Below are 13,827 nucleotides of genomic sequence, written 5' to 3'. Positions count from 1 at the left end.
CCATGGAAGAGATGCGGCGGAAGGCGCCCCCCTGCGGGTGGGGAGGGCGTGTTGGGAGCAGAGTAAGACCTGAGGGGCCCCGCGGAGTACCGGGTGGGCCCGCTGGGGAGGACCGGAGGGTGAGCGAATCCTCCGAGCATCCCCGGTTGCCGTCCGCGCGCTCCGCGCCGGTCGTGCCGTACGCCTCCTACCTGCGAGTCTACGAGCCCCTGGCGGCGTTCGCGGAGCCGGAGCGCACGCACTGGGCGGACTACGCCCGGCGCGGCGAGGCGCCGACCGCGCAGGACGAACTGCGCAGGTCACTGGCGGATTTGGTGGCGGTCCCGCCGGTCGGGGTGCCGGTCCACGAGAGCGCGGACGCGTTCACGGCGGAGCTGGACGGGGTGGTGCTCGTCTGCCCCTGGCGGACCCGGCTGCGCGGCTGGCTGGCGCTGGAGGAGCTGGTGGCCGAGTTCCCGGGGCCGGTGCTGGACGCGGCGCTGCCCCCGGTGGTCCGCCGGCAGGCGGCCGCGGACTACGAGCGCTGGCGGGAGCGGAACCCGCACTCCCGCCCGTGGATCCGCACGGCGGTGTGGCAGGTGCCACTGCGCTGGTTCGTGCTGGTGGCCGACGAGGAGCGGGACCATGTGCCCGGGGAGCGGCTGCGCTACCGCACGCCCATGCTCCAGGCCAGGCGGCGGCTCGCGCGGGGTCTGCGGACCCTGCGCGAGGCCGAGGGGTACGGTGCCCTGGCCGAGGGGCTGGTGGAGGTCGGCAGCTGGCTGGAGGAGTTCCACCCGCGCTCGCTGGTGGAACTGGACTACGGCGGGCTGGTGCACGCGCTGGCTCCGGAGCGGCTGGCGGCGGACCGGTCGGCCGGGGACCTGGCGACGGGGCTCGCGGCGCTGCGGGCCGGGGACGCGGACGCAGCCTCGGAGACGTACGGCCGGCTCGCCGAGCGGTGGCGTGCGGTGCGCGAGCGTCTGTTCGCGAACTGAACGCGGCGGGCCGCGGGCGCGGCGGGCCCGGAGGGTCGCGAACCGGTCACGAACCCGTCAGAGCCTGGTGGTATCGGCCGAACGGGCATAAGTTGCTGATCAACGGGCTGATCCGAGCATTTGGGTCTTAGTGCCAGGACCTACGTCCCGATACGGGCCATTGGCCCAAGCGTGACGGAACGCACTAACCACACCCTTGCGCCCTTCCCCTACCCTCGTGCCAAAATAGGACAAGGAGTCCGGGGAGGGTTCCTTCCGTCCAACTACGGGCGGAATGCTCGGCATTGCGCTCCATGGGGGGGCCTCGTGACTCCTGATCGCTCTGTGACTGATCGTCACAGTGGGGTGACTGTCCGTTATGGGCCGGTCCATCGGCTTCCGCCGCTGATGAACACCTCGGAGGGCAATTCCATCGGTTTGGCCGACGAGGCTGGACAGATGGTGTAGTTGTAGTGCCGAGGACAAGCCGTTCGTCCTATAACCGACTCGGCCCGCGTATGTCCATTTCGGGCAACGCGGGCCAAGGTGCAGAATTTAGAGGAAAGAACCGAGATGGTTCGGTTCTCCCGAGGAGGCCGCTCATGACCGCTCGCACCCCTGATGCCGAGCCGCTGCTGACGCCGGCTGAGGTTGCCACGATGTTCCGCGTGGACCCGAAGACGGTCACCCGCTGGGCCAAGGCTGGCAAGCTCACGTCCATCCGCACCCTGGGTGGGCACCGTCGTTACCGCGAGGCCGAGGTTCGCGCCCTGCTGGCGGGAATTCCGCAGCAGCGCAGCGAGGCCTGAGGTCGCGCAAACACCCCGCATTACCGGGTGCATATCGGGTCCCCCAATCCGATGAAACCCACATAGCTTCATACGACAGGACCTGCCCCAACAGGTACCTCCGTCGTCGGTCGCGCTGGACTCCGCCGGGTCCAGCGCGACCTTTTTTGTGCCCGCACGCATGTCCTTCGCAGAGGTGTGCCAGAGGGGTGCAATTGCACATATTAAATCGAACCCACGTAGGGGTGCGATAAAAGTGCAGGGTTCGGAAACTCGTGCGGTGACTCCCGTCACAGCTGACAACTCTTGTACATCCGGCAATGCACCCGTAAAGGGGACGGGTGGGGAGAAGCCCTTCACGCGGACGAGGGACTTTGGTCCCGCCGGGCGCGGCGCAGGCCAGGCCGGGGTGTACGTACCGGGGAACGCAACAGGCCCCGCATCCGGGGGATGCGGGGCCTGTTATCGAGGCGATCCTGACGGGACTTGAACCCGCGACCTCCACCTTGACAGGGTGGCGAGCTAACCAACTGCTCCACAGGACCTTGGTTGCGAGTCAGACTGTACAGCAGGTCAGGGGGTGCGGTCGAACCGGCCGCGGGGAGGCTACGGAGCGAGCGCGTCGACCGCCTTCACGATGCGCTTGTCCGAGATCGGGTACGCCGTCCCGAGCGCGTGCGCGAAGTAGCTGACCCGCAGCTCCTCGATCATCCAGCGGATCTCGGTGACCGCCTCGGGCACCGGCCGCCCCTTGGGCAACTGCTCCAGCAGCCAGGCGTACTCGTCCTGCATCTCGTGGACCTTCTCCATGCGCGTGGTGTCGCGCTGGACGGCCGTCGGCATCTGCTGGAGCCGGCGGTCGACGGCCACCAGGTAGCGCATCAGGTCCGGCAGCCGCTTCAGCCCGGTCAGCGTCACGAAGCCGGCCGGCATCAGGGCCGCCAGCTGCTTCCTGACGTCCTGGATGTTGTTCAGCAGCGCCAGGCTGTTCGTGGCCTTCAGACGGCGCTCACAGGCCTGCCAGGCGGCCAGGATCTGCTGGACCTGGCCGACCGTGCGGACGGTGGTGTCCACCAGATCGGCGCGCACGGCGTCGTACAGCTTGCGGAACCCCGCCTCGTCCCAGGCCGGCCCGCCGTGCTCGGCGATCAGCCGGTCGGCCGCGGCGGTGGCGCAGTCCTCGAACAGCGCCTGGACGGAGCCGTGCGGATTGCCGGACAGGGCGAGCTTCTGCTGGTTGGTCAGCTTGTCCGAGGCGAACTTCGCCGGGTTCACCGGGATGTTCAGCATGATCAGCTTCCGGGTGCCCAGCCACATGGCCCGCTGCTGCTCGGCCTCGCTGTCGAAGAGCCGTACGGACACGCTCTCACCGGCGTCCACCAGCGCCGGGTACGCCTTGACCGGCTGGCCGGCCCGCCGGGTCTCGAACACCTTCGTCAGCGTGCCGATCGTCCAGTCGGTCAGACCGCTGCGCTCCAGGGACTCCCCGCCCGCGCGCTCGGCGGTGGCCGCGGCGGCCTTGGACAGCGCCTGGCGGGCCTTGGGCCTGAGCTTCAGGCGCAGGGCCTCCAGGTCCTTGTCCTCCGCGATCTTCTTGCGGCGCTCGTCGACGATCCGGAAGGTGATCTTGAGGTGGTCCGGGATCCGCGTCAGGTCGAAGTCCTCGGCCGCCACCGGGACCCCGACCATCCGCTGGAGCTCGCGCGCCAGGGTGACCGTCAGCGCCTCCTGGCGGGGCACGGCCGTGTCCAGGAAACGGCCCGCGAAGTTCGGCGCGGGCACGTAGTGCCGGCGGATCGGCTTGGGCAGCGACCGGATCAGCTCGGTGACGACCTCCTCGCGCAGGCCCGGGATCTGCCAGTCGAAGCCCTCGTCGGTGACCTGGTTGAGCACCTGGAGCGGGATGTGGACGGTCACGCCGTCCGCGTCCGCACCCGGCTCGAACTGGTAGGTCACCCGGAACTTCAGCGGACCCTGCCGCCAGGAGTCCGGGTAGTCGTCCTTCGTGACGCCCTTGGCCTTCTCGGTGAGCAGCATCTCGCGCTCGAAGTCGAGCAGTTCCGGCTCGTCGCGGCGCTTGTGCTTCCACCACGAGTCGAAGTGCGCCCCGGAGACGACGTGCTCGGGGATCCGCTGGTCGTAGAAGTCGAAGAGGGTCTCGTCGTCGACGACGATGTCCCGGCGCCGGGCCCGGTGCTCCAGCTCCTCGACCTCGGTGAGCAGCTTGCGGTTGTCGGCGTAGAACTTGTGGTGCGTGCGCCAGTCGCCCTCCACCAGCGCGTTGCGGATGAACAGCTCGCGCGAGACCTCGGGGTCGATCCGGCCGTAGTTGATCTTCCGCTGGGCGACGATCGGGACGCCGTACAGCGTGACCTTCTCGTACGCCATCACGGCCGCCTGGTCCTTCTCCCAGTGCGGCTCGCTGTACGTGCGCTTGATCAGGTGCTGGGCCAGCGGCTCGACCCACTCCGGCTCCACCTTGGCGTTGACCCGGGCCCACAGCCGCGAGGTCTCCACCAGCTCCGCCGACATCACGAACCTCGGCTGCTTCTTGAACAGCGCCGAGCCGGGGAAGACCGCGAACTTGGCGGACCGGGCGCCGAGGTACTCGTTCTTGTCGGTGTCCTTCAGCCCGATGTGCGAGAGCAGGCCCGCCAGCAGCGAGACGTGGATGTGCTGCTCGGGCGCGTCCGCGTCGCTGAGGTGGATGCCCATGGTCTTGGCGACCGTGCGCAGCTGGGAGTAGATGTCCTGCCACTCCCGGATCCGCAGGAAGTTCAGGTACTCCTGCTTGCACATCCGGCGGAAGGAGGACGAGCCGCGCTCGCGCTGCTGCTCGCGCACGTACCGCCACAGGTTCAGGTACGCGAGGAAGTCGGAGGTCTCGTCCTTGAAGCGGGCGTGCTGCTGGTCGGCCTGGGTCTGCTTGTCCGAGGGCCGCTCGCGCGGGTCCTGGATCGACAGGGCCGCCGCGATGACCATGACCTCGCGGACACAGTTGTTCTTGTCCGCCTCCACGACCATGCGGGCCAGGCGCGGGTCGACGGGCAGCTGGGAGAGCTGTCGTCCCATCGGCGTCAGCCGCTTGCGGGGATCCTTCTCGGCCGGGTCCAGCGCGCCGAGCTCCTGGAGGAGCTGGACGCCGTCGCGGATGTTGCGGTGGTCCGGCGGGTCGATGAAGGGGAACTTCTCGATCTCGCCGAGGCCGGCGGCGGTCATCTGGAGGATGACGGAGGCCAGGTTCGTCCGGAGGATCTCGGCGTCGGTGAACTCCGGCCGGGTGAGGAAGTCGTCCTCGGAGTACAGCCGGATGCAGATGCCGTCGCTGGTACGGCCGCAGCGGCCCTTGCGCTGGTTGGCGCTGGCCTGGCTGATCCGCTCGATGGGCAGCCGCTGCACCTTGGTGCGGTGGCTGTAGCGGGAGATCCGGGCGGTGCCCGGGTCGATCACGTACTTGATGCCCGGGACGGTCAGGGAGGTCTCGGCGACGTTGGTCGCCAGCACGATCCGGCGCCCGGTGTGCTGCTGGAAGACCCGGTGCTGCTCGGCGTGCGACAGGCGCGCGTACAGGGGCAGGACCTCGGTGAAGCGCAGGTTGCGCTTGTTGAGGGCGTCCGCGGTGTCGCGGATCTCGCGCTCGCCGGAGAGGAAGACCAGGATGTCGCCGGGGCCCTCGGACTGGAGCTCGTCGACGGCCTCGCAGATGGCCGTGATCTGGTCCCGGTCCGCGTCCTCGGAATCCTCTTCCAGGAGGGGGCGGTACCGGACTTCCACCGGATACGTCCGGCCGCTGACCTCGACGATCGGCGCGTCGCCGAAGTGGCGGGAGAAGCGTTCGGGGTCGATGGTCGCCGAGGTGATGACGACCTTGAGGTCGGGGCGCTTGGGCAGCAGCTGGGCCAGGTAGCCGAGCAGGAAGTCGATGTTGAGGCTCCGCTCGTGGGCCTCGTCGATGATGATCGTGTCGTACGCGCGCAGCTCGCGGTCCGTCTGGATCTCGGCGAGCAGGATGCCGTCCGTCATCAGCTTCACGAAGGTCGCGTCCTGGTCCACCTGGTCGGTGAAGCGGACCTTCCAGCCGACCGTCTGCCCGATCTCGGACTTCAGCTCCTCCGCGATCCGCTCGGCGACGGTCCGGGCGGCGATCCGGCGGGGCTGGGTGTGCCCGATCATGCCCCGGACCCCGCGGCCCAGCTCCATGCAGATCTTGGGGATCTGGGTGGTCTTGCCGGAGCCGGTCTCGCCCGCGACGATCACGACCTGGTGGTCGCGTATCGCCTCGGCGATCTCGTCCTTCTTCTGGCTGACCGGCAGGGATTCCGGATACGTGACCTCGGGCCGGCGCGCGGCACGCCCGGCCAGCCGCTCGGCGGCCTTCGCGGCCTCCGCGGCGATCTCGTCGAGCACGGCCTGCTTGGCCTCGGGCTTGCGGATGCGGCGGGCGCCTTCGAGGCGTCGGCCGAGGCGGTGAGCGTCGCGGAGCGAGATCTCACCGAGCAGCGTCTGCAGGGCGGCGAAGGAAGTAGACATACCTGATTGAGGATCTCACCTGGGCCCTCCGGGTGGCGAACCCATTTCGGAGCGCGGGCCGTACCATTTCGGGACGAGTCCCCCGTCCGCCACCAGTGAGAGGCCCCACGTATGCGCATCGGCCCGCGCCGCGCCGTGTGGTGCCTGCTGGCCGCCGTGCTGGCCGTGCTCCTGGGGACGGCGGTCCCGGCCGCGGCGGCGCCGGGGCCCGGCGCGGCCTCTGCCCCGCCTTCCGGTTCCGCGTCCGCCCCGCGGGTGGCGTCCGTGCCGTCCGGGGTGGCCGTGCCGTCCGTGGTGGCGGGGCCGTCCGCGCCGGCCGCCTTCGCGGGCGCGGGCGTGCCCGGACCCTCCTGCGCCCCCGGCACCGCCGACCTCGGGCAGCCGCCCGCCGTACCGCCGCGCGGCGCGGGCGAGCACGCCCACGCCCCGCTCCCGGCGGGCCGGGCGGCGGCCGAGCGGGCCCGGGAGCCGTGGACCGCGCCGGCGCGGGCCCTCGTACGGGGACCGGACGAGCCGGCGCCCGGGCCGGTGGAGCTGTCCGTGATGCGGGTCTAGGAGGGCCCGCGTCCGCGCAGGTCCACCCGTCACCCGTAGCACTGGAGCACCATGTCCCCCTCGTCCTCCTCGAAGACGCCCGCGAAGTCCTCCGCGAAGAAGCCCCTGCTCATCTCGGCCGGCGTCGCGCTCGCCGCCGTCACCCTCGGCCTCGTCTCCTGGCAGGCCACCGCCCCCGAGGAGCGCGGCGCGCGCCCGGCGGGCGCCCCGACCGCCCCGAAGACCGCCCCCGGGACCACCGGAGCCGATTCCGGCGCCATGGCCGAGCTGCTCGCGCTCGCCCGCCGCGACGCCGGCGACAAGCTGGCCACCGGGCGCGCGGACGCGCCCGTCGTCCTGATCGAGTACTCCGACTTCACGTGCGGGTACTGCGGCAAGTTCGCCCGGGACACCGAGCCCGCCCTGATCAAGAAGTACGTCGAGGACGGCACCCTGCGCATCGAATGGCGCAACTTCCCGATCTTCGGCGCCGGGTCCGAGGCCGCCGCCAAGGCCGCCTGGGCCGCCGGCCAGCAGGACCGCTTCGCGCAGTTCCACGCCGCCGCGTACGCCCAGGGCGCCAAGGAGAAGGGCTTCGGCGCCGACCGGCTGCTGGAGCTGGCCGGGCAGGCCGGCGTGCCCGACCTGGAGCGCTTCAAGGCCGACATGGCCGGCGAGCAGGCCGCCGCCGCCGTCCGCAGGGACCAGGAGGAGGGCTACCGCATCGGCGTCAGCTCCACCCCGTCCTTCCTGGTCAACGGGCAGCCGATCGCCGGCGCCCAGCCGCTGTCCGCCTTCACCGCGGCCGTGGAGCGGGCGAAGGCGGCGAAGTGATGGAGATCGGATACCTGGCCGCCCTGCTGGGCGGCCTCCTCGCGCTGCTCAGTCCGTGCAGCGCCCTGCTGCTCCCGGCGTTCTTCGCGTACTCGATCGACTCCGCCTCCCGGCTGCTGGCGCGGACCGGCATCTTCTACGCCGGCCTGGCCACCACCCTGGTGCCGCTGGGGGCGGCCTCCTCCACCGCAGGGCGGTTCTTCCACGGCCACCGCGAGGAGCTCGTCCTGGCCGGCGGCTGGCTGATCATCGCGCTGGGCGTCGTACAGATCCTCGGCCTGGGCTTCGCCTCGAAGCGGCTGGCGGAGCTGTCGGGCCGGATCCGGCCGACGACCGCGCTGTCGGTGTACGCGCTGGGCGCCGTCTACGGGCTGGCCGGCTTCTGCGCGGGCCCGATCCTGGGCAGCGTGCTGACGGTGGCCGGGCTGAGCGGCAACCCGGTCTACGGCGGGCTGCTGCTGGCGGTGTACGCGCTGGGCATGGCCGTACCGCTCTTCGTCCTGGCCCTGCTGTGGGAGCGGTTCGAGCTGGGCCGGCGGCGCTGGCTGCGCGGGCGGGCCCTCACGCTCGGCCGCCTCCGGCTGCACACCACCTCGCTGCTGTCGGGCGGCTTCTTCATCGCGCTGGGCGCGCTCTTCCTCGCGTACGACGGGGCGAGCGCCCTGCCCGGGCTGCTGGACGTGGACGACTCGTTCGCCGTGGAGCAGTGGGTGCGGTCGGCGGCCGACGGGGTGCCGGACTGGGCACTGCTGGGGGCGGTCGCCGTCGGCGCGCTCGCGGTGGGCGCCGTCCAGTGGCGGCGCAGGGCCGCCCGCGGCCAGGACACCGTGGAGGAGTAACGAGGGAACGACGAAGGCCCCGTCCGAGGGACGGGGCCTTCCGTTGTGGCTGGGGCCGGGGTCGAACCGGCGACCTATCGCTTTTCAGGCGATCGCTCGTACCAACTGAGCTACCCAGCCACGAAGCTCTTTCGAGCCTCAGCGATCCTGACGGGACTTGAACCCGCGACCTCCACCTTGACAGGGTGGCGAGCTAACCAACTGCTCCACAGGACCATGTGTGTGCGAGACAAGTCTCGCACAGGGTTGTGCGTGCCCCCAACGGGATTCGAACCCGTGCTACCGCCTTGAAAGGGCGGCGTCCTGGGCCACTAGACGATGAGGGCTAAGGGCCCGCCTGGGCGCTTCGCAGCGCGTCGGGGACGTGAGAAGCATATGGGATGCGGGGAGCTATCGCCAAAACGGTTTGCTCCGGAGGGAGAATGGCCGGGTGCTGGAGATGACGCGCGAGGAGTTCGGAGCTCGTCGCAGAGTCCCTCGACCGGATTCCGCCGGAGCTCACGCGGCTGATGGACAACGTCGCCTCTACGAGGGGACCCCGCTGACCGATCGCGGCGAGGGGTACGCCGGGGTGCTCCCCGACCGGATCACGATCTACCGGAACCCCCCCTTCGCATCTGCGAGTCCCGCGAGGACGTGATCGAGGAGACCGAGATCACCGTCGTGCACGATATCCCGTCGTACACCTCTTCGGGTGAGGAATCCCCTGTTCAGGTGAGTCTCGCGGCTTGATCGCGGCCTGACCGGACCGCCCTGGATCAACCCCAGCCCAGTTCGTGAAGCCGCTCGTCGTCGATGCCGAAGTGGTGGGCGATCTCATGGACGACGGTCACGGCAACTTCGTCCACCACGTCTGCCGGGGTCTCGCACATCCGCAGCGTCGGCCCCATGTAGATCGAGATGCGGTCCGGCAGCACCCCGGCGTACCACTCGCCGCGATCGGTCAGTGGGGTCCCCTCGTAGAGCCCCAGAAGCTCCGGATCGTCCGCCGGCGGCTCGTCCTCCACGAACACGGCGACGTTGTCCATGATCCGTGTCAGCTCAGGCGGGATCGTGTCCAGGGCGTCGGACACCAGCTCTTCGAAGGCTTCTCGCGTCATCTCCAGCACACGGCCATTCTCCGTGAGCGACATCACTTCCACGGAGGAGAGGCGCGAGATGCCTCCGGACGGTCACTCCGGCGCTTGGCCGTACCGCTCCAGAGCGGCCTTGCTGGTGGACCGGTCCACCAGCCGCAGCTCCCACGGCCCGGTGTTCACGGCGAAGTCTTTGCCGAAGCCGACCCACTTCCCGGCCAACAAGCAGCACGCCTCAGCGCGTCGGCCGCCCGGTCCCCACGCCGGGCGGCTGTCGCCATGACATGGGACGGACGCCGTGACCGACATTCGTAGCGCTGCCTGGGACACCTACTCGCAGAGCAAGCCCCAGCGCCGGCAGACCAACGCCAAGGGTGAGACCACCTGGTTCAACTGGACCCAACACCCCGACCACGGACCGGGGGCCGAAGTGCTGTCCCTGCCGTCCGGAGGCAGGGTGCTGGACCTGGGGTGCGGTTCCGGTGGCAACGTCGCTCATCTCGCCACTCTCGGCATGGAAGCCGTGGGCATCGACCTGTCGCCGGCGCAGTTGGCCAAGGCCCGTGAGCGCTGGCCCGACATCGAAGCCCGGCGGAGTGTTCGCCATGTCCCAGCGGCCCGCCGTGGAGGGTTGCTACGGCTGTCAGGCGTCCTGCATCCCACGGGGGCCCGATGGAGCACGGATACGTGGACGTCTCCGTGGATGTGATCCCACCGCCTGTAGGAAGTCAGCGCATGGGGACCCTGCTGATTCGAGGCCGCAGGGAGAGTTGGCAAACTCGAAAGCCCCAGATGCCCCCGTACGGGTGGCCATCGGGGGCTTTGGTGAAGCTGAGGGGGTTTCAAACCACACCATACGACCACTTTCTCAGCAGGTGCGGGAGAGGTTTTCCCAGGTCGGACAGCACCCGGGGCCCAAAAAGCGGAGCCACACCCGGGGCACGCCCTACGAGCTGGGGCCGGGATCGCCGGCGGGCACACACGGGAACTTCCGGGCTGCTCTCCCCCTCAGAGGGGCCGCTCGTCCCGGGCCTTGAACGCGATGAGCGTTCGGTCGGGATTCGGCGGTCAGGAGGGCCACTGCGGTGACGAAGCGCCGTCGGGTACGCCGTCCTCACGCTCGCCGGGGCGTCGGCGGCGGTGTGGCTGGGGGCCGCGGTGACCCGGCGGGCCGTACGGGGGCGCGGGTGAACTGGCTGCTGGTGATCGTCGGCGGGGCCCTGGGCGCGCCGCTGCGGTATCTGACGGACCGTGCGGTGCAGCTGCGCCACGATTCGCTGTTCCCGTGGGGGACGTTCGCCGTGAACACGGTGGGCTGCGTGCTGCTGGGCGCGCTGACCGGGGCGCTGCTCGCCGGGGCGGTCCCGGCCCGGCTGGGGCTGCTCCTGGGTACGGGGCTGTGCGGGGTGAGCGGGCAGAGGTCTCTTCAAGAGGCGTGTCCCTTACGGGGTAAAGGGAGTTGGGCACATTGACCCGCTCATGCGGACCGTTGCTCACGCCCGGAGGCCTCCCGTGCGCCAGATTCCCGCCCCCGTCAGACTGGCCGTCACCGCGCTCGCGGTCGCGGCGACCGCGGGCTGCATGAGCGTCAGCGACGACTCCGCCAAGCCCGGCCCCTCCGCATCGGCGGGCCCGCACGGCGCGGCCGCCGCGGGGGGCGGCGCCGGCGGTTCCGTCCGGGGCGCGCACGGCCAGGGGGGCGGGCACGGCAAGAAGGCCGGCGCCGAGGGCAAGGACGTCAAGGCGTCGGACGGCAGGACGCAGCCGGGCGCGAGCCCGAGCGCCGGCGCCCCGGCCGGCCCGCCCTCGCCCGCGCCGGGCGGACCCGGCGGTTCCGGCGGCGCGGGCGGTCCGGGAGGGGGCGGGTCCGGCGGCGGTCAGGGGCCGCAGCCGCCGGCGCCCGGAGGTGGCGGGTCCGGCTCCGGGGGCGGTGGTTCCGTCCCGACGCCGCCCGTGCAGTCGCCGACACCGCCGCCGCCCGTGACGGAGCCCACGCCGACCCCGCCGAGCGAGCCGCAGCCGACGACGGCGCCCGACCCCCAGCCGTAGCGGGGCCGCGCCGCGCGCCGGAATCCGCACCCCGGCATCCGCACCCCCGGCCCGCCTCTCCGCTATCGCCGCAGGTCAGAGGAGTGTGAGGGGGGTCGACTTGCCATGGGTGGGGAAGGGTGCGTATGGTTATAGATCGTTTGATCCCATTGCCCGGCGCCGAACCCGAAGAGCGCCGCGTGGCGCGTACTCTCCCTTGCCGTGGCTGACCGCATTGAGGCGGTCGAATTTGCGATTCACGGAGTTTGGGCGCGTGCCGAGACTCCGGAAGGTTTTCGCATTCGCATGTCCATTTCCAGTTCTGACCGTGCCGTCATGCCCGAGAACGACTCGATCGAGGCCGTCGACACCCTTGTGGTCGACGAGACTCTCGAGGCCTTCGAGGCTGATGTGGCCGACGTGACGGCCGACCAGACCGACGACGTCGAGACCGACGCCGAGCCCACCATCACCTTCGGCGACCTCGGTCTGCCCGAGGGCGTCGTGCGCAAGCTCGCCCAGAACGGCGTCACCACCCCCTTCCCGATCCAGGCCGCGACCATCCCGGACGCCCTGGCCGGCAAGGACATCCTGGGCCGCGGCCGCACCGGCTCCGGCAAGACCCTCTCCTTCGGCCTGCCGCTGCTCGCCACCCTGGCCGGCGGCCACACCGAGAAGAAGAAGCCCCGCGGCGTCATCCTCACCCCGACCCGTGAGCTCGCGATGCAGGTCGCGGACGCCCTCCAGCCGTACGGCGACGTGCTCGGCCTGAAGATGAAGGTCGTCTGCGGCGGTACGTCGATGGGCAACCAGATCTACGCCCTGGAGCGCGGCGTCGACATCCTCGTCGCCACCCCGGGCCGCCTGCGCGACATCATCAACCGTGGCGCCTGCTCCCTGGAGCAGGTCCAGGTCGCCGTCCTCGACGAGGCTGACCAGATGGCCGACCTGGGCTTCCTGCCCGAGGTCACCGAGCTGCTCGACCAGGTTCCGGCCGGCGGCCAGCGCCTGCTGTTCTCCGCCACCCTGGAGAACGAGATCGACAGCCTGGTCAAGCGCTACCTGGTGAACCCGGTCACGCACGAGGTCGACCCGTCGGCCGGCGCGGTCACCACCATGACCCACCACGTGCTGGTCGTGAAGCCGAAGGACAAGGCTCCGGTCACCTCCGCCATCGCCGCCCGCAAGGGCCGCACCATCATCTTCGTCCGCACCCAGCTGGGCGCCGACCGCGTGGCCGAGCAGCTGCGCGAGTCCGGTGTGAAGGCGGACGCGCTGCACGGCGGCATGACCCAGGGCGCCCGTACCCGGACCCTGGCCGACTTCAAGGAGGGCTACGTCAACGTCCTGGTCGCCACCGACGTCGCCGCCCGCGGTATCCACGTCGACGGCATCGACCTGGTCCTGAACGTGGACCCGGCCGGTGACCACAAGGACTACCTGCACCGCTCGGGCCGCACCGCCCGTGCCGGCCGCTCCGGCGTGGTCGTCTCGCTGGCACTCCCGCACCAGCGCCGCCAGATCTTCCGCCTGATGGAGGACGCGGGCGTCGAGGCCTCGCGCCACATCGTCGGCGGCGCCGGCGCCTTCGACCCCGAGGTCGCCGAGATCACCGGCGCCCGGTCCCTGACCGAGGTGCAGGCCGACTCCGCGAACAACGCCGCCAAGCAGGCCGAGCGTGAGGTCGCCGACCTGACCAAGCAGCTGGAGCGCGTCCAGCGCCGGGCCGTCGAGCTGCGCGAGGAGGCCGAGCGCCTGGTCGCCCGTGCCGCCCGGGAGCGTGGCGAGGACCCGGAGACCGCCGTGGCCGAGGCCGCGGAGGCCGCCGAGGCCGAGGTCGCCGCCGAGATCGCGGCCGCCGCGGTGGTCGTCGAGGAGCGCCCGGCGTACGAGCGCCGTGACGAGCGGGGCAACTTCGAGCGCCGCGACCGCCGGGGCGAGCGTGGCTTCGAGCGCCGCGACGACCGCGGTGACCGTGGTGGCTTCCGCCGTGACGACAACCGTGGTGGCGGTTTCAACCGTGACCGTGGTGACCGTGGCTTCGAGCGCCGTGACGACAACCGTGGTGGCGGTTTCAACCGTGACCGTGGTGACCGTGGCTTCGAGCGTCGCGACGACAACCGTGGCGGCGGCTTCAACCGCGACCGTGGCTTCGAGCGCCGCGACGACCGCGGTGACCGTGGTGGCTTCCGCCGTGACGACAACCGTGGTGGCGGTTTCAACCGTGACCGTGGTGACCGTG

General features: G+C 70.9%; 10 protein-coding genes, 4 tRNA genes and 3 pseudogenes. 10 read left to right on the top strand and 7 right to left on the bottom strand.

The genetic code is table 11. From position 1 onward, the window contains the following. The first annotated feature begins 119 nt into the window (after positions 1-119). Positions 120-977 carry a hypothetical protein gene (locus ACIPXB_RS33530; protein WP_401456133.1) on the top strand — a complete coding sequence of 286 codons (858 nt, stop codon included), beginning with the start codon at positions 120-122 and terminating at the stop codon, positions 975-977. 581 nt (positions 978-1,558) lie between these two features. After that, on the top strand, positions 1,559-1,765 hold the full coding sequence (bldC, locus tag ACIPXB_RS33525) for a developmental transcriptional regulator BldC (RefSeq protein WP_003949541.1): 207 nt from the start codon (positions 1,559-1,561) through the stop codon (positions 1,763-1,765). Positions 1,766-2,215: 450 nt separating this feature from the next. On the opposite strand, the gene ACIPXB_RS33520 is transcribed toward bldC, so the two are convergent. After that, positions 2,216-2,289: transfer RNA gene (locus ACIPXB_RS33520), tRNA-Asp, on the bottom strand. 61 nt (positions 2,290-2,350) lie between these two features. After that, positions 2,351-6,274: an ATP-dependent RNA helicase HrpA gene (gene hrpA / locus ACIPXB_RS33515; protein ID WP_401456131.1), complete on the bottom strand. Its 3,924-nt coding sequence runs from the start codon at positions 6,272-6,274 to the stop codon at positions 2,351-2,353. A 111-nt stretch (positions 6,275-6,385) separates the two neighbouring features. Between hrpA and ACIPXB_RS33510 the strand changes: the two genes are divergently transcribed. Genes ACIPXB_RS33510 through ACIPXB_RS33500 form a run of 3 tightly spaced genes read left to right on the top strand, consistent with a single transcriptional unit; the run spans position 6,386 to position 8,481 of the window. Continuing rightward, positions 6,386-6,829, top strand: coding sequence for a hypothetical protein (locus ACIPXB_RS33510; protein ID WP_401456129.1), 444 nt, complete (start codon positions 6,386-6,388; stop codon positions 6,827-6,829). A gap of 51 nt (positions 6,830-6,880) precedes the next feature. Beyond that, complete coding sequence (locus ACIPXB_RS33505; RefSeq protein ID WP_401456127.1) at positions 6,881-7,642, top strand: DsbA family protein; 762 nt, start codon at positions 6,881-6,883, stop codon at positions 7,640-7,642. Continuing rightward, complete coding sequence (locus ACIPXB_RS33500) at positions 7,642-8,481, top strand: cytochrome c biogenesis CcdA family protein (RefSeq protein ID WP_401456125.1); 840 nt, start codon at positions 7,642-7,644, stop codon at positions 8,479-8,481. Before ACIPXB_RS33505 ends, ACIPXB_RS33500 begins: the two co-directional genes overlap by 1 nt. Before the next feature lie 46 nt (positions 8,482-8,527). Here the strand turns inward: ACIPXB_RS33500 and ACIPXB_RS33495 are convergent. The 3 genes from ACIPXB_RS33495 to ACIPXB_RS33485 form a co-directional block, all read right to left on the bottom strand. Continuing rightward, a tRNA-Phe gene (locus ACIPXB_RS33495) sits at positions 8,528-8,601 on the bottom strand. Between the two features lie 22 nt (positions 8,602-8,623). After that, positions 8,624-8,697 (bottom strand) — tRNA-Asp (locus tag ACIPXB_RS33490). 37 nt (positions 8,698-8,734) lie between these two features. Continuing rightward, positions 8,735-8,807, bottom strand: a tRNA-Glu gene (locus ACIPXB_RS33485). A gap of 104 nt (positions 8,808-8,911) precedes the next feature. Between ACIPXB_RS33485 and ACIPXB_RS33480 the strand changes: the two are divergent. After that, positions 8,912-9,213, top strand: a pseudogene (locus ACIPXB_RS33480) (metallopeptidase family protein). 26 nt (positions 9,214-9,239) lie between these two features. On the opposite strand, the gene ACIPXB_RS33475 reads toward ACIPXB_RS33480, so the two are convergent. Both ACIPXB_RS33475 and ACIPXB_RS33470 read right to left on the bottom strand, forming a co-directional pair. Then, positions 9,240-9,590, bottom strand: a complete 351-nt coding sequence (locus tag ACIPXB_RS33475; protein WP_401456122.1) for a metallopeptidase family protein — start codon at positions 9,588-9,590, stop codon at positions 9,240-9,242. A 63-nt stretch (positions 9,591-9,653) separates the two neighbouring features. Next, positions 9,654-9,779: pseudogene (locus ACIPXB_RS33470) on the bottom strand (XRE family transcriptional regulator); the annotation flags it as partial. A gap of 76 nt (positions 9,780-9,855) precedes the next feature. On the opposite strand from ACIPXB_RS33470, the gene ACIPXB_RS33465 reads away from it, so the two are divergent. The 4 genes and pseudogenes from ACIPXB_RS33465 to ACIPXB_RS33450 form a co-directional block, all read left to right on the top strand. Then, positions 9,856-10,266, top strand: a complete 411-nt coding sequence (locus ACIPXB_RS33465; RefSeq protein ID WP_401456121.1) for a class I SAM-dependent methyltransferase — start codon at positions 9,856-9,858, stop codon at positions 10,264-10,266. Positions 10,267-10,744: 478 nt separating this feature from the next. Then, positions 10,745-10,963: pseudogene (locus ACIPXB_RS33460) on the top strand (fluoride efflux transporter FluC); the annotation flags it as partial. Between the two features lie 106 nt (positions 10,964-11,069). Further along, positions 11,070-11,606, top strand: a complete 537-nt coding sequence (locus ACIPXB_RS33455; RefSeq protein ID WP_401456118.1) for a hypothetical protein — start codon at positions 11,070-11,072, stop codon at positions 11,604-11,606. Positions 11,607-11,891: 285 nt separating this feature from the next. Continuing rightward, positions 11,892-13,827: DEAD/DEAH box helicase (locus tag ACIPXB_RS33450; RefSeq protein WP_401456117.1), on the top strand; the 1,936-nt coding region annotated here is incomplete at its 3' end.

This window comes from Streptomyces sp. NPDC090022, from assembly GCF_044748145.1.
Classification (GTDB): Bacteria; Actinomycetota; Actinomycetes; order Streptomycetales; family Streptomycetaceae; genus Streptomyces.
Note: the sequence above shows the minus strand (reverse complement) of the source record. Positions and strands in the feature narration are given on the sequence as shown.